This is a genomic window from Shimia fortis, from assembly GCF_040225985.1.
GTDB lineage: Bacteria > Pseudomonadota > Alphaproteobacteria > Rhodobacterales > Rhodobacteraceae > Shimia.
In genome coordinates this window covers 109,771-133,407 of record NZ_JBBPEU010000010.1, presented here as the reverse complement: position 1 = coordinate 133,407, position 23,637 = coordinate 109,771, and the positions used below count along the sequence as shown (strand labels likewise).

The 23,637-nt window shown below is 58.8% G+C and carries 25 protein-coding genes, 1 tRNA gene and 2 pseudogenes; 12 read left to right on the top strand and 16 right to left on the bottom strand.

All coding sequences use genetic code 11. The features are described from left to right. Window positions 1–246 (top strand): annotated as a pseudogene (locus WNE31_RS15100) (hypothetical protein); the annotation flags it as partial. Between the two features lie 81 nt (window positions 247–327). Here the strand turns inward: WNE31_RS15100 and WNE31_RS15095 are convergent. From WNE31_RS15095 to WNE31_RS15085, 3 genes and pseudogenes are all read right to left on the bottom strand, one after another. Further along, window positions 328–504: a hypothetical protein gene (locus tag WNE31_RS15095; protein WP_349980778.1), complete on the bottom strand. Its 177-nt coding sequence runs from the start codon at window positions 502–504 to the stop codon at window positions 328–330. 567 nt (window positions 505–1,071) lie between these two features. Next, window positions 1,072–2,252, bottom strand: a pseudogene (locus WNE31_RS15090) (IS3 family transposase). Between the two features lie 225 nt (window positions 2,253–2,477). Beyond that, the gene (locus WNE31_RS15085) at window positions 2,478–4,400 is read right to left on the bottom strand and encodes a DUF3604 domain-containing protein (protein ID WP_349980777.1); all 1,923 of its coding nucleotides are present in this window, start codon (window positions 4,398–4,400) and stop codon (window positions 2,478–2,480) included. A 120-nt stretch (window positions 4,401–4,520) separates the two neighbouring features. Between WNE31_RS15085 and WNE31_RS15080 the strand changes: the two genes are divergently transcribed. Then, entirely contained in the window at window positions 4,521–5,204 is a 684-nt protein-coding gene (locus WNE31_RS15080) for a Crp/Fnr family transcriptional regulator (protein WP_349980776.1), read from the top strand. Window positions 5,205–5,449: 245 nt separating this feature from the next. Beyond that, on the top strand, window positions 5,450–5,797 hold the full coding sequence (locus WNE31_RS15075; protein ID WP_349980775.1) for a site-specific integrase: 348 nt from the start codon (window positions 5,450–5,452) through the stop codon (window positions 5,795–5,797). A gap of 352 nt (window positions 5,798–6,149) precedes the next feature. On the opposite strand, the gene WNE31_RS15070 is transcribed toward WNE31_RS15075, so the two are convergent. Continuing rightward, a complete protein-coding gene (locus WNE31_RS15070) occupies window positions 6,150–6,578 on the bottom strand; it encodes a nucleoside deaminase (RefSeq protein WP_349980774.1) in 429 nt (142 codons plus the stop codon). Further along, window positions 6,575–7,564, bottom strand: coding sequence for an isopenicillin N synthase family dioxygenase (locus WNE31_RS15065; RefSeq protein WP_349980773.1), 990 nt, complete (start codon window positions 7,562–7,564; stop codon window positions 6,575–6,577). Before WNE31_RS15065 ends, WNE31_RS15070 begins: the two co-directional genes overlap by 4 nt. Window positions 7,565–7,673: 109 nt before the next feature. On the opposite strand from WNE31_RS15065, the gene WNE31_RS15060 reads away from it, so the two are divergent. From WNE31_RS15060 to WNE31_RS15050, 3 genes are all read left to right on the top strand, one after another. After that, the gene (locus WNE31_RS15060) at window positions 7,674–8,591 is read left to right on the top strand and encodes a LysR family transcriptional regulator (RefSeq protein ID WP_349980772.1); all 918 of its coding nucleotides are present in this window, start codon (window positions 7,674–7,676) and stop codon (window positions 8,589–8,591) included. Window positions 8,592–8,662: 71 nt separating this feature from the next. Then, complete coding sequence (locus WNE31_RS15055; RefSeq protein ID WP_349980771.1) at window positions 8,663–9,268, top strand: NAD(P)H-dependent oxidoreductase; 606 nt, start codon at window positions 8,663–8,665, stop codon at window positions 9,266–9,268. A gap of 163 nt (window positions 9,269–9,431) precedes the next feature. Next, window positions 9,432–9,686, top strand: a complete 255-nt coding sequence (locus WNE31_RS15050; RefSeq protein WP_349980770.1) for a hypothetical protein — start codon at window positions 9,432–9,434, stop codon at window positions 9,684–9,686. A 217-nt stretch (window positions 9,687–9,903) separates the two neighbouring features. Here the strand turns inward: WNE31_RS15050 and WNE31_RS15045 are convergent, their stop codons facing one another. The 3 genes from WNE31_RS15045 to WNE31_RS15035 form a co-directional block, all read right to left on the bottom strand. Further along, on the bottom strand, window positions 9,904–10,056 hold the full coding sequence (locus WNE31_RS15045; RefSeq protein WP_349980769.1) for a hypothetical protein: 153 nt from the start codon (window positions 10,054–10,056) through the stop codon (window positions 9,904–9,906). A 214-nt stretch (window positions 10,057–10,270) separates the two neighbouring features. Next, window positions 10,271–10,346: transfer RNA gene (locus tag WNE31_RS15040), tRNA-Thr, on the bottom strand. A 51-nt stretch (window positions 10,347–10,397) separates the two neighbouring features. Continuing rightward, window positions 10,398–12,068: an ABC transporter permease gene (locus WNE31_RS15035; protein ID WP_349980768.1), complete on the bottom strand. Its 1,671-nt coding sequence runs from the start codon at window positions 12,066–12,068 to the stop codon at window positions 10,398–10,400. 86 nt (window positions 12,069–12,154) lie between these two features. On the opposite strand from WNE31_RS15035, the gene WNE31_RS15030 reads away from it, so the two are divergent. Then, window positions 12,155–13,036, top strand: coding sequence for a hypothetical protein (locus tag WNE31_RS15030; RefSeq protein WP_349980767.1), 882 nt, complete (start codon window positions 12,155–12,157; stop codon window positions 13,034–13,036). A 21-nt stretch (window positions 13,037–13,057) separates the two neighbouring features. Here the strand turns inward: WNE31_RS15030 and WNE31_RS15025 are convergent, their stop codons facing one another. Next, a complete protein-coding gene (locus tag WNE31_RS15025) occupies window positions 13,058–13,318 on the bottom strand; it encodes a DUF2312 domain-containing protein (RefSeq protein WP_349980766.1) in 261 nt (86 codons plus the stop codon). Window positions 13,319–13,510: 192 nt separating this feature from the next. On the opposite strand from WNE31_RS15025, the gene WNE31_RS15020 reads away from it, so the two are divergent. Next, entirely contained in the window at window positions 13,511–13,726 is a 216-nt protein-coding gene (locus WNE31_RS15020) for a hypothetical protein (RefSeq protein ID WP_349980765.1), read from the top strand. A gap of 9 nt (window positions 13,727–13,735) precedes the next feature. Here WNE31_RS15020 and WNE31_RS15015 read toward each other — a convergent pair whose 3' ends face one another. The 3 genes from WNE31_RS15015 to WNE31_RS15005 form a co-directional block, all read right to left on the bottom strand. Beyond that, window positions 13,736–15,811 carry an enoyl-CoA hydratase-related protein gene (locus tag WNE31_RS15015; protein WP_349980764.1) on the bottom strand — a complete coding sequence of 692 codons (2,076 nt, stop codon included), beginning with the start codon at window positions 15,809–15,811 and terminating at the stop codon, window positions 13,736–13,738. A gap of 171 nt (window positions 15,812–15,982) precedes the next feature. Then, window positions 15,983–16,198 (bottom strand): hypothetical protein, encoded by a 216-nt coding sequence (locus WNE31_RS15010; protein WP_349980763.1) that lies wholly within the window; start codon window positions 16,196–16,198, stop codon window positions 15,983–15,985. 27 nt (window positions 16,199–16,225) lie between these two features. After that, a complete protein-coding gene (locus WNE31_RS15005; RefSeq protein WP_349980762.1) occupies window positions 16,226–16,555 on the bottom strand; it encodes a TraR/DksA family transcriptional regulator in 330 nt (109 codons plus the stop codon). Between the two features lie 147 nt (window positions 16,556–16,702). Between WNE31_RS15005 and WNE31_RS15000 the strand changes: the two genes are divergently transcribed. From WNE31_RS15000 to WNE31_RS14985, 4 genes are all read left to right on the top strand, one after another. Beyond that, the gene (locus WNE31_RS15000; protein ID WP_349980761.1) at window positions 16,703–17,566 is read left to right on the top strand and encodes an MBL fold metallo-hydrolase; all 864 of its coding nucleotides are present in this window, start codon (window positions 16,703–16,705) and stop codon (window positions 17,564–17,566) included. 89 nt (window positions 17,567–17,655) lie between these two features. Beyond that, the gene (locus WNE31_RS14995) at window positions 17,656–18,081 is read left to right on the top strand and encodes a YeeE/YedE family protein (RefSeq protein WP_349980782.1); all 426 of its coding nucleotides are present in this window, start codon (window positions 17,656–17,658) and stop codon (window positions 18,079–18,081) included. Then, window positions 18,081–18,515 (top strand): DUF6691 family protein, encoded by a 435-nt coding sequence (locus tag WNE31_RS14990; protein ID WP_349980760.1) that lies wholly within the window; start codon window positions 18,081–18,083, stop codon window positions 18,513–18,515. Before WNE31_RS14995 ends, WNE31_RS14990 begins: the two co-directional genes overlap by 1 nt. A gap of 11 nt (window positions 18,516–18,526) precedes the next feature. Beyond that, the gene (locus WNE31_RS14985; RefSeq protein ID WP_349980759.1) at window positions 18,527–18,955 is read left to right on the top strand and encodes a protein tyrosine phosphatase family protein; all 429 of its coding nucleotides are present in this window, start codon (window positions 18,527–18,529) and stop codon (window positions 18,953–18,955) included. Between the two features lie 58 nt (window positions 18,956–19,013). On the opposite strand, the gene WNE31_RS14980 is transcribed toward WNE31_RS14985, so the two are convergent. The 4 genes from WNE31_RS14980 to WNE31_RS14965 form a co-directional block, all read right to left on the bottom strand. Beyond that, on the bottom strand, window positions 19,014–20,177 hold the full coding sequence (locus WNE31_RS14980) for a FliM/FliN family flagellar motor C-terminal domain-containing protein (protein ID WP_349980758.1): 1,164 nt from the start codon (window positions 20,175–20,177) through the stop codon (window positions 19,014–19,016). An 84-nt stretch (window positions 20,178–20,261) separates the two neighbouring features. Continuing rightward, window positions 20,262–22,952 (bottom strand): ATP-binding protein, encoded by a 2,691-nt coding sequence (locus WNE31_RS14975; RefSeq protein WP_349980757.1) that lies wholly within the window; start codon window positions 22,950–22,952, stop codon window positions 20,262–20,264. After that, window positions 22,953–23,237, bottom strand: a complete 285-nt coding sequence (locus tag WNE31_RS14970; RefSeq protein ID WP_349980756.1) for a hypothetical protein — start codon at window positions 23,235–23,237, stop codon at window positions 22,953–22,955. Continuing rightward, window positions 23,234–23,602, bottom strand: coding sequence for a response regulator transcription factor (locus WNE31_RS14965; protein WP_349980755.1), 369 nt, complete (start codon window positions 23,600–23,602; stop codon window positions 23,234–23,236). The genes WNE31_RS14970 and WNE31_RS14965 overlap by 4 nt, the downstream gene beginning before the upstream one ends. Window positions 23,603–23,637 lie beyond the last annotated feature (35 nt).

The window sequence follows — 23,637 nt, the reverse complement described above, 5'->3', positions numbered from 1 at the left end:
GACTACAACGCCGCCGAAGGGGATGTGCTGCAATTCGGGATCGGCACGGCGACCGCCTCGCAGTTCCAGATCAACACCACCCACACCTCCAGCCCGGATGGCGAACGCTCGGGCGATGACAACATCGAAGAAGCCTTTATCATCTATCGTCCCACGGGTCAGATCATGTGGGCGCTGGTTGACGGGGCCGGTCAGGACAGCATCAACCTGATGATTGCCGGACAGGTCTATGACCTGATGGCGTGAGCCAAAACGACAAAGTATGAAAAGCCCGCCGCAGTTTAGGCGGGCTTTGCTGCGCGCAGAAGCTTGCTCGGGCACGACGGATCAGGCCATGAGGTCGAACACGTCCTGTCCGGTCTGAAGGTTGATCCAGGACTGCCCGCGCCCATCGACCAGAGCCAACATAATCTGCACAGTAGAGCGGTAGATCACGAAGGCTTCTTCGGCGTTATCGTCACCAGACCGCTCACCCGCAACTGTAGCTGTATGTGTAGTGTTCACCTGGAACTGGCTAGGGGTCGTACCTCCGATGCCGAACTGTAGGACATCCCCTCGGGCTGAGTTATGGTCTTGAATCCAGTCAGAGTCGTGATCGAAAATCCCTATGTGGAACAACCGGTCCGAGCCTGCGCCGCCTATGACGAGATTGAGCCTCCCCAACTGAATTGGTCCACCGCTATGTTTGGGAAACGGAGGACCGAGAATGGCGACCAAGCGACCGAAGACCTAAGAGATTATCACGTAGTTACGGCAGGTTGAGGGGTTGTGCGACCAGAGAATGCCGCATGTCGATGCAATCAGGCAGGTACATTTAAGGGATAGACCTTTTTTCGCTGGCGCAAGCAATATGGCGGGCTTTCGTTTGTTCTGAAACGCAGAATCGAGCCTAAGGATACATCATTAAAAATTGGACCATCTTAATGAGGACAGAAACAACCGGCTAAATCTAAAAATTCGCTTTTTCTACTTAAATTCAACTCAAAAAGGGGACAACTCACAGCGCAATCTGTAAATGTGTCAGTTGCCTATTTGGACCTGTCGCGTTTTTATGCCGCCCCAAGTGCTCGTTTAAGCCACCTTTCGCTCGAAAGCGACCGGGCTTTTCCAGCCCAGTGCTGAGTGCCGCCGCCGCGGATTGTAGAAGCCATTGATGTACTGGAATTTGGCAAACTCCGCGTCTTTGCGCGTCTGCCACGACCTGCGCCAGATGAGCTCGGCCTTGATGGTAATGAAGAACGTCCCGACGGCCGAGTTGTTATAGCATTTGCCTTTGCCGCTCATCGATACCGGGAAGCCATGCTGACGCAGAAGCTTCTGATAATCTTGGGAGCAATATAGGCAGCCACGATCCGTAAGATGGATGCAGCCCTTGGGCGACTGGCGGAGCGCCATGGCCATCTGTAACGCTCGGATTGCGAGGTCTCGTTTCATCCGGTTTCTGACAGCCCAGCCAATCACACGGCGGGAATGCAAACCTAAGATTACCGCCAGATACAGCTATCCTTCGCGGGTCCACACGTAGCTGATGTCGTCCGCCCATTTCCGGTTGGGCGCGTTCGCTGTGAAGTCCCGATTCAAAAGGTTCGGCGCGATGTTGAAGGCGTGGTTGTTATCGGTCGTCACCTTGTATTTCTTGGATCTCTCGACCCGTATGCTGCACTCTCGCATCAGCCTACCAACGCGGCGGTGGCAATGTTCAGCCCGAGTTCCTTCAGTTCTTCGGTCATTCGTAGACGGCTGTAGCTGCCCAGGCTGAGACGGGACTGTTCCTTGATGTGAGCCAGCACGACCATGTCGGTCCGCTGCCGATGGCTGGGCGGACGGCTGCGATAAGCCCGTAGGCCTCGTTCGCTGACATCCAGAACCTGGCAAAGACGGTTTACCGGGAAATCACGGTCGTGCTCTTCGATGAACAGAAAACTCATGGCCTTTGGCTCGCGAAGAAGGCCGTGGCTTTTGTCGGGGATTCGATCCCTCGGGTCAATTCCTGATCCTCCTCAGTTTAGGATATCCCTCTCCTCCTAGAGAATACGCTTCTCCCGTCGAAGCCTCTCGTTCTCACGAGCAAGGTCAAGTTCCTTGTCCGACACCACGTCAGTGTCACGATGTGCCGTCACCCATTTATTCAGCGTCGACAGGCCAACACCTAAATCTGAAGCTGCCTGCCTGCGTGTTAGCCCGCTGGTCAGCGCAATCCGCACCGCATCAGCGCGGAATTCGTCCGTCCGTTTTGGTCGCCAAAGGGTCAACTGGACGAAACCAGAAGCCTCAAGATGCTGCGGTCGCAGCCCGCATAGCGGTCGTTCGCTGCGATGGCAAAATAAAGAGACTGGCGAACTAGCTTTCTACAGACGGAACAGACATTTAGCCGACTACCGCCAATTAGCGCAAACGGCCCTCGGCGAACATCCCGCCAAGTCGCAATCGAAGTCCGCTTCGAGCCAGAAGCCTATCATTGATTGGCACCCTGAACGTTACCCCGGTGTGTACCAGATCGGCGACGAATAGGCCCGGTCCTGCACCGTCATGGCAGTTCCCTCCGGCATCTCCACCCCATAATAGACGGCGTCATAGGCGGTCCAGCGCGGGGACGGGATCTGCAGCACACGCACATAGTAGAACGCCCGAAGCGCGGGATCAAAATCCGGGTCTTCCCACCATCCGCCCAACACGGCGCGGCCGATGGTGTTGGTGTAGGTCGCGGTTGCCACATCGACGGTATTGCCGACCTCGCCCACGCAGGCGCCATCAACGATCTCGCGATCCGCACAGGCAACGTCGTATATCCGCTCCTGCGTCTCGCCGTTTGCATCGACCCAACCCTTCACGATCTGGATACGGTCGAGATTGGCACCGTCCGGGTCGCGAAGCGCCCGCACCATGAAGCGCGGCGCAGCCCCGTCCGGACCGGCGCGCAGATCACCGCCCATCGGCACGCCACGGGCATAGCCTTGCTCGGCAAAGTCAGGCAGGTGCACTTCGTCTTCCTTGAAATCCCACCCGCCAAAGACGCGGACCCGCATGCGGGAGCCGGTCGTGGCGAACACCTCGCGGCGTTTCATCGCGTCCCAGATCGCCTCGCGCGTGTTCTCGGTTGCCCAGACCGCCGCAAGACCAGAGGCGCCCAGGTCACGGTCATAGATCGAAAACCGGGGATCGACGGCGCTTTCGATAAAAATACCGTCCTTGCGATGATCCGACGGTTCGACGAAGTGGATCTTGCCAAACCAGTTTTCCTCGCGGGTCGAGGGGATGGCGTTGTGGCTGTCGGTCGAGCCGATCATGCCGAACTTGAAAGGATTGACGCCAAGCCGAGCTTCTTCGGTAAGGCCAAGTTTCAGCGCCTCGCGGGCATACTCTGTCTTCAGCATCTCGGGCTCTTTCGGCACCGTCCCGGTCAGGTTCGACGCGTCCATGAGTTCGAAATCGGCAAAGGCATCATCGGGGGAAAGCAGCGGGTGCGCCTCGCTCGTGCCCTTGGGCTGCGTGACTTCCAGAAGCGGCTCGTACCGCGCGCGTTTCGACGCATAGTCCGCGTCAAAGGCTTCACCAGCAAAGGTTTCCAGCATGAACATCATGCCGTTCGACAGGTTGCCATTGTGCGGGATCGCCAGCACCCGGCCACCTGTGCGCGCCTCGTAGTCACCAAGATATGCCCAAAGGTCTTCCGGATCGTCGCTGTCAAAGGCCGAGAATGGCACGACCTGCCGTGTCCGGTCCGCGTTATCGCGGAAAATGACGTTGCGGTGAAGGTTGTTGCTGCCCGGACCGGACGTCCATTCGAACCCGATGAACGTTGTGAAAACCCCCGGTTCGTAATAGCGCTCGGCGTTCTCGATCACCTTGTCCCACACGCGGACCGTCATCTCGGGACTGTCGATCGGGTCTCTGCCCTCGGCATTTGCCGCGCTCCACTCATAGGCGGCGTCGATGCCGGTGCCCGCCTTGAAGTATTCATACCACCGTCTGCCGTTTTCCGTTTCCAGCAACAGCGGGTCGCCGCGTTCAAGATAGTCGGCAATCCCGATGTTCTCGGCGTGATCGGCGACCACGACAAAATCGAGCGGGCGGATCAAACGGAACCGCTGGCCGCTCTGGCTCACCACCTCTTCGCCGCGCGCCACGCGATATGCCGCGTCTGGCCCAAGCGTTGCCCCCGCAAGCCCGGCATCCGCAGACCACGAAGTATGAAGATGGGTGTCGCCGAAATAGACGTTCTGCGGAAAATGCTCATCCACATAAGGCGAATAGGGCGTTTCCCGCGCCGCGTGCTTTTCTTCGGTCAACGTGTACTCCTGCCCGTGGACGGCGCCGGGGATACTCAGCGACAGGCTGGATGCAATAATGCCGACGGATGCCAACAGGGTCGGGCGAACTGGAAATCGAGTTTCGGTCATGATGTGTCCTAAGATTTTCAATTTACCTTGGTGATACGCATGGGGGCTTCGGATGGACGTATTCGCCAAGGTAACATTTTTGAAATAGAGAATCGTCCAGATCGGGATAGTCTGCGATTCATGAAAGACATCCACACGGAAAACCTGAGGTTGGCGGGTTGGCTCAGCGGGTTACCCGAGCACCTGCAATCGGTCATCCTCGATGTCGGCATTTGGCATGACTTCGAACCCGGAGACACGGTTTACACATCAGGCGGCGATGGCAACACGATCTGGGGTATCGGCTCTGGTACGGTGAAGATGTTCATCTCAGCGGGCGAGGAACGCTTGCGCTTCTGTCACCTTGTCGGCGCGGGTTACTGGTTCGGCGAACTGGAACTCCTGCTCGACATGCAACGGATCGTCGAGATGAAGATAGCGGAACCGGCCCGTTTGTTGCGTCTTCGGGTAAAGGATCTGCGCACGATCGCGTCAAGGCATCCCGAGGTCTGGCTGGCTGTAGCAAGATTGGCCGCGACGAACGAGGCATTGGCCGTGGCTGCCGCGGACGATCTCATGCTGCGCGACCCAAAGAAACGGCTGGCAGCGACGCTTTTGCGCGTTACAGGTCAACGCTGGGGCTTTCAGAATACACCGGCTCTGAAATCCGCGCCCGTTACCAATCTGGAACTGTCCGAGGCAGCCAACCTATCGCGGTCGGTGACCGCCAAGATCATGTCCGATTTCGCAAGTGAAGGCACCGTTTCAAAAGGCTACAAAACTGTCCGAGTGTTACGCCCGGATCGCCTGAGCGGTTTGTTGTAGAAGACGATCAGCACGATCTTCACGCGTTGAACTTCAAACGACTATTTCGTCTCGCATTGCTGACACTGGGAGCAGTCGGAGCGAACTTCCGCTTCTCACCTTTCGCGACGGATGCAGCGGGTTTCACCAAAGCTAAGATCGGGCTCGGTGCGGACCTTCTCCGCACCCGCAAATGGGCATGGTAAACTGAGTTGCCAACGTCTGGTTGGCGCTGTGGTGGGTCGTGGCGGGTGGGAGGAACCATTGTGACCATTGCAAACTTAACTGCCATTCGCGCGTGTCGCCCGGCCTGGAACAAGGGCCGGGTTGTCGGACAGAAACGTCCGCTGATGCCAAAACATGTCTGGGCAATTCGGGTGCGGCTTGAAATCGCCGAGAACCATCGCGATCTGGCGCTGTTCAACCTTGCCATCGATAGCAAGCTTCGTGGGTGCGATTTAGTGAAGCTGAAGGTCGCGCACATCTATCGCAAAACCGGGAATCTGCGCGCGGTTCAGCTTTTGCTTAGACACACAAAAATGGACAGCACAGTTCGATACCTTTGCGTCGAACTTGAATACTCTCTGGCGATCTCCGAAGCTATTAAAATCTAGAGACATGGGCCGCCTTCGCAGACGGCCCACTGCGGACATCGGTTCAATCCGCAGCCAATGACGGTTCCTTGCACACCATTAAAAATGCGGCAGCGAGCACAACTTGAAACAAAGCTGCGACAGCGGACCTTAGCGACGTCGAAGACCAGACCTTTCCGTCTTCTGACTACCCTATGCAAATTCTTCGGCGCCGCCCTTTTGGTCGGCCATCCGCTAAACTGTCCGAAGCACCACACCGCTCAAGATTGGAAAACGGACCAAATCCGCAGCGTGATGAGCAATGGCTGAGGTTACCCCTTGCAACCAATTGGAAAGCGGCAACAGCGGACTTTGTTAAAAACGAAAAAGACCCTCAGTCCTCTTCCGAGAACATCGGGTGGTCTTTCATCAATGAAATGCTGTCTGGATCATTTGCTTCGATAACTTCCAATCCACTTTGCATGAGCCACTCTTCATTGCCGCTAAATGCGGTGCTATCACCTATCACAACACGTTTGACCCCGAGCCAGACAAGCGCTCCGGCGCACATGATACAGGGTGACAACGTCGTATAGAGCGTCGCACCAGCAATCGCCTCGGATGGTGCCGCCCTGAGGCAGGCGATCTCTGCATGATCCGTGGGATCCCCCGACTGCACATTCCGGTTGGCGCTTTCCCCTACAACCACGCCGTCTTTGACCAGCACAGCGCCGACGGCATAGCCGCCCTCGGCCACGCCCTGTTTGGCAACTTTGACCGCACGCGCCAGATAGTAACGGTCATCCTTTGGCTGGTCTGTCATTTTGAATCGTCCGCGCCACCATAGCTTTCATAGTATTTCTGCGACGTGTGTTCGATCACTGTCACGGGGGGAAACAACGGCTCTCCAGTCTCGGGATAGCATGTCGGCACGCACTCCGCCACGTAGGTGTAACCCGGATCAATGAAAGTGGGGGCCGAATAGCGGTCGCGCCCGACCGAAACGTTTTTCACCCTATGCATGTTCGAGTGGTAAAGCCCGTTGGTCAGAACCGGTATCATGTCACCCAGATTGACGACGAATGTTCCGGGGATGGGCGGGGCTGCAATCCACTCACCGGCCGCATTCTCGACCTCTAGCCCGCCAACATCGTCCTGCAACAGAAATGTCAGTGTACCCCAGTCTGTATGCGCCCCCGCACCAATCTGATTGGCCTGCGCCCCCTCGGGTTGCGGGGGATAGTGAATGAGGCGACTGGTCATTGACGGTTGCGCCATGCCTTCATCGAAATACCCTTCGTCGAGATCAAGCGAAAGTGCCAGCATCCGCATCATGTGCCGCCCAAGGTCCATCATCCGACTGGCATAGTCCTCGAAATGCGTCTGGAAGCCTTCGGGCCGGGCGGGCCAGCGGTTGAACACCTCTTGTCCTGCGATATCGAACCAAGGGTGATCCCGATCAATCTCCACCCCCATCTGAAACGCTTCCTTGAGATCAGAGGGCGCACCGGAATCGAGAACCTGAGCACCCATCGTTTCATATCCACGAATGCCGTAACCGCCAGTGCCGTCAATCTTGATCTTCTCATCATAGGGCAGAGCAAAGAATTCGCGCGCAAGCGCCAGGTGGCGATCAAGGACAGCGTCCGGGATGCCGTGGTTGGAGATATAGAGAAACCCTGTATCGCGCGCGGCCTTGTGGATTTCCTGAGCCACGGCTTGTCGATCAGCGATGTCAGGAGAAAAACTGCCTTGCAGGTCGACGACCGGGATGAATTCGGCAGGTTTGGGCGGTTCATAGGGGATCATCTACGCAGTCCTTTGATCTGACGCTCACAAATTTCAAAGGCAGAATTAGCTTGATTCATATGCGCGCTGTAGTGCACCAAAATGAACATTACGTTCAGAAAGGTGAACAGTGGATAGAGATCAAGTTGAGATAAAGGCGCTCCGCCACTTCATGATGTTGGCTCAGGCGGGCAATTTGAGCCGTGCATCGCGCGAGCATTCAGTGGCGAAGGGAACGCTCAGCGCCTCGCTGAAAAGACTGGAGGAACAGACTGGATTGCTACTGATGGAGCGGTCCCAGAACGGCTTGCATCTGACAGAGGCGGGACAGGCTTTGGCGGAACGTGCCCCGGCAGTGTTTGATGCGCATGACGTGGCCATCAGCGCGGCTATGCGCGCGCATTCGAAAATCGAAGGGAGCGTTCGTGTTGTCGCCGCGCATGAGTTCGGAGCCACGATCCTCGGAGAGGCGGCCATCGCGATTGCGCGAAAGGCTCCCTCACTTCAATTCGATCTGGAATTTTACCCTGCTGAAACGCTGTTCCGAAGGCTGGTAGACTTTGATTGTATGATATTTTTTGGAGAACCACCGGCCACTTGGTTGATCGCACGCAAACTCGGCGAGGTGCGTTATGCGGTGTATGCTGCGCCCGCTTTACAATCAAAATTCTCTCATGCACGGGACTGCGAGGACCTCACGGGTATGCCGGGCGTTGAGCTGCGAAGAAACGGCCTGTCCGAACCGTGGCTGGTTGAAAGCTCGTCAATAACGACAAGCGTTCGGTTCGAAACACGGTTCCGTGTTCATGACTACTGGATGGCGCGCTACATCGCGCAGAGCGGACTCGCGGCGGCCTACTTACCGTCCTTCTTTGTTCGCGATGATCTGCGCGCGGGGTTGTTGCGACCGCTCTTGCCTGATCGCGGAAGCCCATCGCATGGCGTTCACCTGCTCTATCCGCAGTCCCGAAAAGCCAACCCCAGGGTACGCATGGTGGTGGAAGAACTGGATCGAACGCTTAGAGCGATGGTCCTTGACGGGAATTGACAGAGGAGATTCGTTCTGATTGTTGAACAGGGAGGTATATTTCTCAAATTTACTGAACACGGAAGACTGTTATGCGCACGCTCGTCATATTCTGCCACCCAAACCCGGAGAGCTATAATGCGGCGATCAAGGATATCGTCGTCGAAGAACTCTCCGACGCTGGCGCAGAGGTTAGGCTACATGATCTCTACGCCGAGGGCTTTGACCCGCTGATCACACGCGAAGATCTGATCACCCATATCGAGTATCCAGCCAACACCAAAAGAATCGCACGCGAAGTTGACGACCTGAAGTGGTGCAACTCAATCATTTTCATTTACCCGACTTGGAACCAAGCCATGCCAGCCATGCTCAAAGGCTGGATGGACCGCGTCCTGGTGGCCGGTGTCTCGTTTCATATGCCCGAACCCGGCAAGTCAAATCCGACAGCTGGTCTGCGCCACATCAAAGGGCTCGCCGTTTTTACGACCGGTGGATCGAACTGGCTCTTGTCCTTCCTGATCGGGCATAGCGGAAAACGCATGCTGATGCGCGCTTTTCGCGCCGGTCTGCACCCACGTGCCAGGGCGAAATATGTCGTTAAGTACCGGATGAATACTGCAACATCTCAGGATCTTGAGCGGCACAAGGACTACGTTCGGACAACGACCAGAAAGTTCGCTCAGCGTTTTTCATGAGGATACCGAAGGTCTGATCTGACTGCTCACTCCCCCCATCAAATGAGGTGCTTGGCGGTGATGGATATGGGGGCACAATCAAGGTGCGCGTGAAGGCCATTCCCGAGACTGAGACAATCACGATCCGCAACAACAGCCTGTAGTCTTGACCCCGAACCCGATCTTGCCCACGCTTCCCGCGAACCCCACAGACGCTGATCTGAGGGCCTATGCGCGTGAACTGGTGGAGATGATTATTGCGGCTGGTGTGCCAGCCTTAAAGCTTCAAGGCTTCACCAAACCCGATCTTTTTAAACTTCGAAGGCTGGCGCATTCCGTCTCAAACAAGATCACGCCCCATGATCTGGCCAGCCTTCGACTTTTCGCAGACAAGTTAGAACCGGAAATCAAAACTCTCGGCAGCGACCGGCGGTCATGAGAATAAAGGTGCCGTTGTAGTGGTGGTATACACACGTCTCTTCACTACTGTCGTAGGAGAAACGATCATTTGCGCATTTGATGTCGCCGCCAAGGAATTTTCGGCAAGGCCACGGGCCTAATGGCATTGGTTTACCCACAAGTTTCATATGAGCCTCAGAACCATGCGCCTCTATAATATAGGAAATATAGGACGCTTCTGGGAGTACGCCTGTTTCTCACCAGTTGAGCTTGCGTTCGTCATAAAACACCGCCTTTGCCCACATTTCCTGGCACAGAAAGTTTCGATCTCCGTTCGCGTCGGAAAGCGCGGGGTGAGCAATCAAGAACACAAGGGGAATTCTGGTCAACCAACCAAGAGCAACAAACATGAAATCACTCCACAAGCTTTCCTGAACAATCCACTCACCATAGGTTCTTCAGGTCACGGAAGCGAGTCGTGTAAGCAACCCGTGTAATCATTCGGTGTAACCACATTGAAGGTTTTAGACAGATATTGCTTACATAGCGCTTACACGAAAGCCTTGATCGAGAAGCTTTTTGACCTCAAATCGCCTGCAAATATTTGATTTTTAAGTGATTTTGTGGTGCCCCCACACGGACTCGAACCGCGGACCTACTGATTACAAATCAGTTGCTCTACCAGCTGAGCTATAGGGGCACTGGACGGGGATTTAAGCGTAAAGACCGCCCCCTGCAAGCGGAAATTTAATCAGCGGTTGGCGCGCGCCAGAAGGCCCACGGCGACAAGGCCGACCAGCATGATCATGATCGCGCCGGGGCTGGCGTCGCCGAGGTTTTCGAGGCTGGCCTGATCATGCACGAGGGTGGCCAGAGTCTCGAAGTTGAAAGGGCGCAAGAGCATGGTGGCAGGCAGTTCCTTAACGCAGTCGACAAAGACCAGCAGCAGCGCCGAGCCCAGCGTAGTGCGGATCAGCGGGAAATAGACCTCGGACAGGGTTTGTCCCCTCGTACGCCCCAGCGAGCGTGCCGCCAGCGGCAGGTTGGGCGAGACCCGGCCAAATGCGCCATCGGCCGCCCCTTGGGCAATGGCAAAGAACCGCACGCAATAGGCAAGGATCAAGGCAAAAGCCGTGCCGCTGAGCAGAAGGCCCACGGACTGGCCGGTGATCGCCTCAAGGAAATCGGCCAGCCGGTGATCCATCGCCGCCAGCGGGATGAGGATGCCTACACCCAACACCGCCCCCGGCGCGGCATAGCCGATCGTGGTCAGCGGCAACAACTGCCGTGGCAGGGCCTTGCCCGACAGGCGCACGCCATAGACAAGGAACACCCCTGCGAGCACAGTCACAACCGCCGCGACACCGCCCACAAACAATGTGTTCCAGAGCGCGCGCAAGAGCGAAGGTTCGACCCAACTGTCCAGATTGTCGAGCGCGTGGTTCAGGATTACCCCGAAAGGCAAGACAAAACCGAACAGGAACGGCAACAGACAGGCAAGTGCGGCCAGCCAGCCCCAGAGCCCCGTCAGGGACACGGGTTTCACCGGGCGGTGCCGGGTGGAGAGGGCAAAGAACTGCTGTTTGCGCCTGCTCGTCTTTTCCAGGCTAACCAGCAGGATCACCAGCATCAGCACCACCGCCGAAAGCTGGGCCGCACCGCCGGCATTGTTGCTTTCCAGCCAGACGCTGAAAATGCCGGTGGTCAGGGTCTGCACCGCGAAATAGTCGACTGTGCCGAAATCATTGACGGTTTCCATCATCACAATCGCTGTGCCCGCCGCAATCGCGGGGCGCGCCATGGGCAGGCCGACCCGCCAGAACCGGCCCCACGGCCCCGCCCCGAGAGAGCGGGCCACCTCTTCGCCCGCAGCGGATTGTTCACGGAAAGCCGCACGGGCAAGGATATAGACATAAGGGAACATCGCCGCCGACAGCACCAAGATGGCCGCCCCCATAGAGCGGATCTCGGGGAACCAGTAATCCCGCGCGGTCTTCCAGCCGAACAGGTCGCGCATCGCGGTTTGCACAGGCCCTGCATATTCAAGGAAATCAACCAGCGCATAGGCCCCGACATAGGCCGGGATCGACAGGGGCAGCAGCAAGGTCCATTGCAGCCACGACACGCCCGGGAACCTGTACCGCGTCACCAGCCAAGCTGCGCCTGTGCCGATGCTGGCCGACAATAATCCGACCGATACCATCAGGATCAGCGTGTTGCGCACATAGCGCGGCAGGGTCGTGGAAATCAGGTGCCCCCAGATATTCTCGGTCGGGAAAAACGCCATGTAGAAAACCGCGACAATCGGGGCCAGTACGATCGCGGCAATCAACAGGGCCCCAAGAGACCAGAAATCGAAACTCAACCGGAAACCCCGTTTTTCGGGTTTCGCAGAGGCTGCGGGCGGGTGTGTCTGTTCCATAATGTCCCTGTTGCCTGAAACTGGTTTCACTGTCCAGAAACGAAGATATAATGCGCAGGCAATCAAAAAAGAAAAACCGGAACATTATGCAGATTGTTCTTCACGTCGGCACCCATTTCACGGACGAAGGCAGGCTTCTGAATTCGCTGAGCAAAAACCGGGAGGCGCTGGCGGAACGCGGCGTGTCCCTACCCAAGCCGAGCAGCTATCGCCGCCAGTTGCGCACGCTTCTGGACAGTCTTGCGCAGACGCCGATTACAGACGCGCTGCGGCAGGATTTTTTTGACGGTTTGAAAGACCCCGCCGCGCGGGATCCGGACCGCATCGTCATGTCGCATGATGATTTCTTCTGCGTGCCCCGTCTCGCCGTGCGCGACAACCTGATGTACCCGCCCGCCGTCGACCGCCTCCGCGACATGTGCAACCTGTTCCATCACGACGAGATCGAAGTGCATATGGCAATCCGCAACCAGGCGACCTATCTGCCGGCGCTTGCCGCGTCGAAGGCCGGTGAAACGCTTGACAGCATGACGCAAGGCTCGGTCCCAACCGCCCTGCGCTGGAGCGAGATGGTCGCGCGGATTCGCGAAAATGTGCCATCCATCGCGCTGACCGTCTGGTGCAACGAGGACACGCCGCTGATCTGGGAACAGCTTTTGCGAGAACTTTGCGGACTCGAGGCGACAACTTCCCTTGAAGGGGGCACCGATCTTCTGGCCGAGATCATGTCGCAAGAGGGATTGGAGCGGTTCGAATCCTATGTTGCCGAACATGAAGGCATGACCGAGATTCAAAAACGCCGCGTGATCGCGGCGTTTCTCGACAAGTTCGCGCTTGAGGAAGAGCTGGAAGAAGAGCTCGATCTGCCGGGCTGGTCCGAGGAATATGTCGATGCCCTGACCGACATTTACGACGAAGACGTCTATGAAATCTCGAGGATGCCCGGTGTGACCCTGATCACCCCGTAACACGAGGTGCCGGGGCCGCGCTCAGGTCATCCCGAGCGCCTCTTTATACATTTCCAGAACGGCCTCTTCCTCGGCAATGTCATCCTTGTCGCGTTTGCGCAGTGCGATCACCTTGCGCATCACCTTGGTGTCATAGCCACGGGCCTTGGCCTCGGCCATGACCTCTTTCTGGTGGTCGGCAATGTCTTTCTTTTCCTGTTCCAGACGTTCGAACCGCTCGATGAACTGGCGCAGTTCGTCTGCGGTCACGCGATAGCTGGAGTCGGGGGAATGCTCGCTCATGAGATCTCCTCGGGGGGTGTGTTTTTGTATCGAAACAAGTCGGGAACCTAGCGCCCCGTCCCTGCCCCTGCAAGCGCAACCCGAGCCCGATTTCCATTAAATGCGATGATCCGGCGCATTGCCGCCGCTTGCGGTGGGCGGCGTTATCCGTTAGGCGGCGGGATCAACGGTGATACAAGGGAAACATGCGGCATGGAATGGCTTGTCTGGGGCGGCGCACTTATTTCTTTCCTGGGGCTGGCGGGGCTGATCCTGTCGATCGTCAAGGTGGCCAAGGCCCGCAAAGCTGGGCTGAGCGATGAAGACTTGCGCGCGGCAGTGCAAAGGGTGATGCCGCTTAATCTCGGGTCACTGTTCCTGTCGGTGATCGGCCTGATGGTGGTAATTCTCGGCATCTTTCTGGGGTAGACCCACAGCTTAACCATTCAGGCTGTCGAAGCTGCGTCCGTTCTTAGACAACTCGTCAAAGATCGGGTCCGGCGTCCAGAAATCCGGCTCTTCCGACGCAAATCGGGCCAACTCGCGTTTCATGTGCAAAAGCCCGGCCTGATCGGCCGCCTGCATCGGTCCCCCCTGCCAGCGTTGAAACCCGTAGGCGTGGATCATCACCAGATCAATGTCGGATGGCCGCTGCGCGATCCCCTCGCGCAACAGACGGGCCCCTTCATTCGCCAGCGCCGCCAAACACCGATAGCGGATTTGGTCTTCGGTAAAGCGGCGCGCAGTGATACCGCGTTCGTTGCGCATGTCACGGATCAGGGCAATCACCTCGGGATCCTGCCGTGCCTGCGCAGGCGTTCCGGAATAGACGTAGAACCCTTTGCCTGCGCGGGCGCCGGTATGGCCAGCGGCCAGCATGCGGGCCACAAGATCAGGGCGATGTGCCGACCGAAGCGCCCCGCCCTCGGCCTCTCTCGGATGTTCCAGCCCCTCGACATCGCGCATCTGGTAGGGGCCGAACCTCATCCACGTCCCGCGCAACGCCCCGTCGACAAGATACGGCGTCGCCCCCGCTTCGACCATGTAGTCGGCGGCGCGGCGCAACGCCGCCAACATGCGCGGCCCGATCTGGCCGTTGCGCGCGCGCACGGGAATTTTCCCCAGCTTGCGCAGGAAGCCGTGCACCGCCACCACGGCCCCTGCCGACGTCCTGTCGGATACAATCACCTCGGCCACGGCACAGCCCCTGAGGGGCGGATAAAGATGCAGACCCAGCACGTCCTCTGGGGCATCGGTGGCCAGCGCCAGCACCTCAAGTGATGGGGTCGGTCCGGCATCGACCAGAACGCTGCGTTCTTTCACGATCGCATCCAATTGCGCGAAGACATCGCGTTTCGTCGCGGCATCCTGGTTTGTGCAATCCAGAACGAGGTCCGCGTCAGCCAGCGCCACGAGGTCGGGCCTGACCTTTAGCCGCGCCAGGGCGGGCGCGACATCGGCCAGTTTCATCAATCCGCGCGTGGCGGCCGAGTTCAACAGACGGGTGATTTCCTTGCGGGCATAATCCGCCTCGCGTTCAGACCGGGTGGCCACCACGACCTCCCACCCCTCTTGGACACACACCACAGCTACAGAGGCGGCAAGCCCGGTCGCCCCCACGACGCCCACGCATCGCAGGTCGACCGCTTCGGCCTCGGCCAATTCCGAAAACTTGCCCGCCTGTCGTTCTGACAGGAAAACATGGCGCAAGGCCTTGGATTGCGAGGTCTCAAGACAATCCAGAAACGCCGTTCGTTCAAAAGCCATACCCTGTTCGAACGGCAACAAAAGCGCGGCCTCGACACAGCGCACGATCTGTTGCGGCGCGTTTTCAGACTGACGGCTGGTTTTCTGCTCTTCCGAGGTCACAGCATCCTGATAGGCGCTGACATCGGCAAACCCCTCCCGTCGATCCCGGGTCGGGCGCGCGCCCTCCCCCATCACCACGAGCTTGCGGGCAAAGGTCAGGGCCTCGTCCAACAGGTGTTCGGCAACAATGACGTCCCAGAACGCAGCCACATGCGGGGCCGTGACCGGCACCGGGCGTCCCGACAGCATCAAATCCAACGCTGCCTTGGCCCCGACCAGACGCGGCGCGCGCTGGGTGCCACCAGCGCCGGGCAGGATGCCAAGCGTGACCTCGGGAAACCCGCAGCGCGATGTCTCGAGCGCGATCCGGTAATGCGCCGCCAGCGCCAGCTCCAGACCCCCGCCAAGCGCTGCTCCGTGCACGGCGGCAATAATCGGAACAGGGGCGTTTTCCACCCGCGCGCAAACCTCGGGCAAGGTCGGGGACTGCCCTGTCTTGTGAAACTCGCGGATATCCGATCCCGACGGGAAACTGCGCCCTGCCCCGATCAGCACCACGGCCTTGACCGTTTCGTCCGACAAGGCCCGCGCAAGGGCCGCGTCCAGCGTTTTGCGCACCGAATGCGAGATGGCATTGACCGGCGGGTTCTGGATGGTGAGCACGGCGACGTCGCTCTCGACCCTGTAGAGAACTGCCTGATCCATGTCCTGCCTCCTGCCCCGCTTACCAAACCCTGGGTATGAAGAGTTTAGGCAGCAATCCGCCTGACGCAAGAAAAAGCGGTCAAATCAGGCCGCTACACCGATCCGACCCAAATGCAAAACGCCCGCAGGCAGGGGCCCCGGGCGTTTCATCCTGCAAGCTGTCGCGGCGGATCAGATCGGCATATTATCGAACTGGTCCTCGACCTCTTCGTCGATCAGCTCGAGATCAAGATTGCGCAGATGCGCGGGCACCTTGCCCCCGTGCAGCCGGATATTTTCCAGCGTCCGGTGCAATTTCTGGTGCAGATCGTAACGGGCATCCCCCGTCGCGTCCGAGATTTTTGCCTCAAGCTCGGTTGCCTGGGTAATCAGTTCTTCAATGTTCACGTTCAGATCCTCCTCAAATCCTGAAACTCAACCTGCCACTGCCGTTGCACACGCGTTACAGAGTGGGGCATCGGGCAGGATATTCAATCGCTCGGGGGCAATATCGTCGCCACAGCGGACACAAATGCCGTATTCTCCATCACGGATGCGCTGAAGTGCTGCACGAATACGCAGAATTTCATCCTGACCGCTCTGTCCCAGTTGCTCGAGCACCTCGTCACCTTCGCGTTCGACAGCCATTTCTTCCCAATCCTTGGAATGTGGCGCGTCAAGTTCGGCTTCGATGGCGTGCAGACGACTGTCCAGTTCCGACAGACGAGCAAGCAAAGCGGCTTTTTGCGTTTCAATATTGATCATCGCGTTTTCCTTCAATTGCACGAAAAACTTGCATACTCTCCCACCTGTGGCCTTGATGTATGTCAACCCTTTCGGAAAGTTCGCGGTCGAGGCCTTGCCTCATATGCATTTTTTATTATATGTTCTCTGACAAATGGAGGATTCCCGATGAAACCCGAAGTAACCGCCTTTTTTGACGACGCGACAAATACCATTTCCTTTGTCGTGAAAGACCCGTCCGGGTCGTCCTGCGCCATCATCGACAGCGTTCTGGATTTTGACTACTCGTCGGGCCGCACCGACACCAAATCCGCCGACGAAGTCATCAAATATGTGCAGGACAATAACCTGACGGTTGAGTGGCTTCTGGAAAGCCATGTGCATGCCGACCACCTGTCTGCCGCGCCCTATATCCAGGAACGTGTCGGCGGCAAAATCGGGATTGGTGAAAACATCACTGTTGTTCAGGACACGTTTGGCAAGGTCTTTAACGAAGGCACCGAATTCCAGCGCGACGGGTCGCAGTTCGACAAGCTGTTCAAAGAAGGCGATAGCTTCATGATCGGCCAGCTGCGCGGCGATGTGCTGCATACGCCCGGCCACACGCCGGCTTGCCTGACCTACGTGATCGGTGACGCGGCCTTTGTGGGCGACACGCTGTTCATGCCCGATTTCGGCACCGCGCGTTGTGACTTCCCCGGCGGATCGTCGGAAACACTTTATAACTCGATCCAGAAGATCCTCGCCCTGCCGGATGAAACCCGCATCTTCGTAGGCCACGACTATAAGGCGCCCGGGCGTGACGAATATGCGTGGGAAACCACCGTGGCCGAACAAAAGGCGCAGAACGTGCATGTCGGCGAAGGCAAGGACAAGGACACCTTTGTCGAAATGCGCGACAGCCGCGATGCGACGCTGGCCATGCCCAAGCTGATCATCCCGTCCCTGCAGGTGAACATGCGGGCAGGGCAGATGCCCGAACCCGATGAACAGGGCGATGTCTTCCTGAAGGTGCCGGTCAACAAGCTCTGACCTGGCCTTTCAAACCCACCGCCTGCGGATGCGAACCCGCAGGCGCTTTCTCTTTCAAGGACAAAAAGGAAACGCAAATGTTGGACTCCATTCCCGTAGACTGGATCTGGGGGTTGATCGGCGGCTTGTTGATCGGCACCGGAGGCGCAGTTTATCTGCTGGCCAATGGCCGTATCATGGGGGCTAGTGGCATCATAGGCGGCCTCGTGGATGGCACCGGGCGCAACACCGCGGCGGAACGGCTGATCTTTCTGGCGGGGGTGTTCCTGCTGCCCATCGTGCTGAACCCTTTCTATCGCCCGTTTTCGACCCACGCGTCGGAAAACATCGCGGTGCTGATTGCGGCTGGCCTGCTGGTCGGGGTGGGTACGCGGATTGCCAATGGCTGTACCTCGGGGCACGGGGTATGCGGTATCTCGCGCCTGTCACTGCGCGGCATGGTCGCCACTGTATTCTACATCATGGCTGGCGGTCTGACCGTGGTTCTGTTCCGCCATATTCTGGGGGTGATCTGATGAACCGTCTTATTTTTGCATTCATCGCCGGGGGCCTGTTTGGCGCGGGCCTGTTCGTGTCAGGCATGACCGACACCACCAAGGTTCAGGGGTGGCTGGACGTATTCGGAAGCTGGGATCCGACGCTGGCCTTCGTGATGGGCGGCGCGATCCTGCCCATGGCGGTGGCCTGGGCACTGACCCGCGGGCGCAAGCCGCTGGTCGGGGGCGAGTTCCCGACACCGCCCGAACCCAAGATCGGCCGAAACCTCGTGCTGGGCTCGGTCCTGTTCGGCGCAGGCTGGGGTCTGGCCGGGCTGTGCCCTGGACCGGCGATCGCCTCGCTCAGCTATGGAGGTTGGCCGCACTGGGTGTTCTTTGCAGCGATGCTGGCAGGCATGTTTGCGGCTCCGATGGTGCGCAGCCAACTGGACAAAGCGGTTCCTGCAGAGTAACGGTTTGCCCCATGGAAATGCGCCAGATCACCCCCCGCTATTTCGTCTCGCCGCAGATCGCGGTCGAGGATGTGCCGGCCCTCAAAGAGGCCGGCATCACCCGTGTCATCTGTAACCGGCCCGACGCCGAAATCCCGCCCAGCCACCAGGCCGCGGCGATTGGCGATGCGGTCCGCGCGGCAGGGATCGACTTTGTCGTCCTGCCCCTGACCCATGACACCATGACCCCCGAGAACATCGCGGCCCATCGTACCGCGCTGGAAAGTGCAGAGGGCAATGTGCTGGCCTATTGCGCCTCGGGCACCCGCTCGACCGTGGTCTGGTCTTTGGGTCAGGCCGGAACCGCACCCGTCGATGACATCCTTGGCGCCGCCTTTGAGGCCGGTTACAATCTCGAACAGCTGCGCCCGCGCCTCGAAATGATCGCCGCCACGTCCTAAACGGCACCCAAGACCAAGCATCAGGGCGCATCCATTCGGGTGCGCCTTTTTTCATACGCTAGGCAGAGGCGGCCTGCGGCACGGGTGCGTCGAATTCAAGATCGTCGCCCGGCCCGTCCAGATTATCGAGATCCTCCAGATCCGAGAAATCCTCGACCCCGTCGTCGTCAAACCTGTCCTGCGCTGCGGTCACCTCCTCGGGCGCCCCGCCCTGCGACGTGTCCAGCGCAGCATCTTCGACGGGTGGCAGGAAATCCGTGTTATCCTGTAACGCCGCAACATCCGGTGTTTGCGGACGCTCCTGCACCGGATCATAAGGCTGGTTCTCGCCGTCCTGCCCTGCCGATGCCTCCGCGGGCAAATCAACCCGCACCGCCCGCAAGCCGCCCAACTGGCCTAGGGATGCCTTTGTCAGAACCACATCGCCCTCAACCTCGAGCGTGACCGCCCCAAGGCAGTCGGCAGGCAGGTCAAGTACATCCCCCACCGCCAGTTCCGAAAGGCGCTTATATGGCAGGGTGATCCGGCCCAGAACGGCCTCGACCACGGTCTGTGCCTGCCGCACTTCATTGCGGAAAGCATCCTGCCGTACCTCGCAAAGATCCTCTTCCTCAGCGTGATCCTGTTGTGGCCGGGGCTGAGGAAAAGCGATTTGCACGCGGCCGCACTTGGCTCCATCTTCCAGCGTGACGTCCATGTCATACAGGTGAAAATCGTCCGACATCAGCGACAGGATCAGCGCCCGGCGACTTTCGACCATGGCGCCGTAGTGGAAATGCCGCGCCCAGTCGGTCTCGCCCCCCTCGGGCGTGCCCTTGGTCAGACGCAACAGCGCCTCGTCCGCAACCGCCATTACAAGGGCGCCGTCCACACGGGTTGGCACCCTGTCCGACGCGGGTTGTTTCAACACACAGCCAAGCGTCTGAAACTCGACAAGCCCGGCCAGCACCTGCATATCCACCGACAGCGCGGCCACGTCCCCGCCACCATTGTCCAGAAGGCACCACAGCGCCTTGTCCGGCAGAAGGCTGGGCAGGTCGGAAATGCTACAGTCCGAGTGGCGGCAGTTTTCCACCTCGAACGCCAACCCGACGGCATCGCGCGCGCTGCGTTCAAACGCCAGCGCCAGCTGCCGCCCCAGCGTGACCGCCGGCGCATCCGGCGGTTGCTTTCGGGTGGTTTTGCGCCGCAGGATCTGAGAAAGGGAACCGTCTTTTTCCATGGGCCTTTGCCGTTTGGGATCACCCTGCCCAGACCTATCCCCTGAATGTTACCAACAGGTTGATAACCCCGGAAAACTAAAGGCTCAGGACGCTTTGGGCGGGCGATGGATCGGCAATTCGACGCGGAACGCAGCGCCCCCCTGCCCTGGTAGGTAGCTGACCGAGCCCCCAAGTCGCGCCATGATTTCACGGCAAATGGCCAGACCCAGCCCCGCGCCCCCGGCCTTCATTTCCCCCACGCGGGCGAATTTCTCGAAAATCACTGCCTGATCCTCTTTGGAAATCCCCGCCCCGTTGTCGATGAAATCCACCTGCACCACGCGGCCCGTATGGGCGACCGAAATGGTCAATTCGGGATCCAGCGCATCACAGTATTTCTGGGCATTGCTGATCAGGTTGATGAAGACCTGGCTCAGCCGGTCCAAATCGGTGTGCAATTTGACCGTTTCCTCGTGACGCCGACGATAGACCTTGATCGTCTCGCCCTCGTTTCCGGTCAGGGCCGAGGCAATCGCGTGATCCAGAAGCATCCGAAGCTCGCCCTGTTGCAGGTTCAGGTTCACCTGCCCGTTCTCAAGCACGCTGAGATCCAGAAGATCATCCAAAAGCCGCGTCAGGCGCAGGGCCTCGTCATGGATGATCGAGGAATATTTGACTTTCTCTTCTTCACCCAACAATTCGCTGTCGCGCAGAATTTCCGAAAAGGCCCGGATCGAAGTCATGGGCGTGCGCAATTCGTGGCTGACCTGCCCGAGAAAAGCGTCTTTCTGCACCGAAAGCTGGGTCAGTTTCTCGTTGGCCTGACGCAACTGGCGGGCAGTACGCGCCAGTTCCTCGGACTTCGCCTCGAGCTGGTTGGAGTACTCCATCATCTGCGCGGTTTCATCCGCCACCGCCATCAGGTCTTCGACCGATACAGACGTCCCACCGACGATCTGACCCACCATGGCGTGAGCAGTGGCCCCGCCGACCGACCCTGACAATTCACGTTCCAGCTTGCGCAGGAAATCGGGGCTCGGTTCGGGCAGATAGCCGGATACGCCCTGCCGCCGCGCTTCGCGTTCAAACAGGGTCTGTGCCTCGCGCGCGCCCAGAATCCTCTGAGCCATGATCATCAGGTCTTCGGATTGGGCAGCAGTCCCACTCCAGCCCTGCGGGGTGGCGGAATGTTCATACACATTGACGAATTGCGCGCCCTGCAAGCGTTCCAGAGGCGATGGGAACCCGACCAGCGACGCGATGTAAAAGGTCAGCGCATTGAGCAGGATCGACCATAGGATCGCGTGCACCAGCGGGTCCAGCCCCTCGATCCCGAACAGGGCATAGGGGCGCAGCCATGACAGGCCGAACAACCCGTTTTCCATCGTCTCTGCCGACAGGAACGCCCCGCTGCCAAAGCTGGGCAGAAGCAGGCAATAGGCCCAGATCACGAATCCCACGGTGAGACCGGCAAAGGCCCCCGTACGCGTGGCCCCGCGCCAGAAAATACCCCCGATCATCACCGGCAGGAACTGGGCCACTCCGGCAAAGGACGTCAGGCCAATCGAGGCCAGCGCCGTTCCGCCCCCCGACAGGCGGAAATAGAGATAGCCGAGCACCACCACGCTCGCGATGGAAAACCGGCGCGCCATGATGACAACGGTTCTGACATCTCCCGACATCTGCGCCCCACCCCCCGTCGCGGCCAGCCAGATCGGCATCACGATATGGTTTGACACCATCGTCGACAGTGCCAGCGCCGCCACGATCACCATCGAGGTGGCCGACGAAAAGCCACCGATGAAGGACAACATCGCCAGCCCCTCTTTGCCGCTGGCCAGGGGTAGGGTCAGGACGAACAGGTCGGGGTTTGACCCTTCGGGCATCAGCTCCAGACCCATCACCGCGATGGGCACGACAAACAGGCTCATCACCATAAGATAGGCAGGGAAGGCCCAGGAGGCGGTTCTTAGGTGGCTTTCCGAGTCGATCTCGACCACCATCACCTGAAACATGCGCGGCAGGCACAGGAAGGCTGCCGCCGACAGGAAGATCAGGGTTGCCCAGCGGTCGCTTTGCAATTGCCACTGGCCGATCTCCGAAGTGTCGATCTTGTGCAGGATTTCCCCGACTCCGCCCGCCAGCCCCCACACGACAAAGGCCCCCACCGCCAGCAACGCAAACAGCTTCACAATGGCTTCGACCGCGATGGCGATCACCACACCGTGGTGGCGTTCGTTGACGTCAAGGTTGCGCGTGCCAAAGATGATCGTGAACACCGCCAGCCCCGCCGCGACCAGCAAGGCCGTTGAATCCTTGTCCACCGGGCCAGAGGTATCAAGCTGCGTCCCGGCAAAAACCTGAAAGCTGAGCGTGACCGATTGCAGTTGCAGCGCGATATAGGGCGTGGTGCCGATCACCGCGAAAATCGTGACGCCCACGGCCAGCAGGTTCGACTTGCCATAGCGCGACGAAATCAGGTCAGCGATCGAGGTAATATGCTGGCTGCGCCCGATGCGGACCAGCTTGCGCAACAGCCACCACCAACCAAGCATCACCAGCGATGGACCGATATAGATCGTCAGGTATTCAAGTCCGGACCGCGCGGCATTGCCCACCGCGCCATAGAAGGTCCAGGCGGTGCAATAGATTGACAGGGACAGCGTGTAGATGACCGAGGATCGCAACCAGCGGCTGCGCCCGCGCCGCGCAGCGCGTTCGGCAAGAAAGGCGATTGCGAACAGGAACAGCACATAGACAAGGCATACCGCGACAAGAATATTCATCGTGGCCATTCAGCGCCCCTCGTCCGTGGCATCGTCCGCGTCAAACTCTTCAAGCCCGAACCGCTTGATCGCCCGGGCAAAGGTCAAGCCAAGCACAATCAACGCCAGCCAACAGCCAAACAGGTAGATGATGGCCTGCGAGGTTGAAATGACGGACACTGGACCGGTGGGCCAAAGCACCGGTATGAACCACAACAGCGCCCCGATGAGCGGCAACATGCGGATCGAGTCAATCAGCCGGCGACGGCGATAGCTCTGTCGCTCGAGAAAAACGGGAGAACGGCGGTCGCTCACGCCGACGCCAGGTCGCGCACGACCTCGAGTACTTCCGAGTTGGAAAACGGCTTGGTCATGAAATGTGTGGCTCCAGCCCGTTCGGCCATTTCGCGGTCTTTCAATTGTCCGCGCGCGGTTAACATCAGCACCGGCAATCGGTCGGCATCATGTGTTTCACGAAGCTCTCGCAGGATGTCGAAGCCGCTCTTTCCCGGCAGCATGACATCAAGGATCAGGATATCCGGCGGATCCGCCAGCACCACCTCGACCGCGTCATGCCCGTTGGAATGTGTCGCGACGGTCCACCCATCCCGTGACAGGATGAAACTCACCGCTTCAATAATGTTCGGCTCGTCTTCAATAAGAAGAACGCGTTTCCCCATTCAGTTGTCCCTCCCGTGCGGTCTTAAGCCGCGTT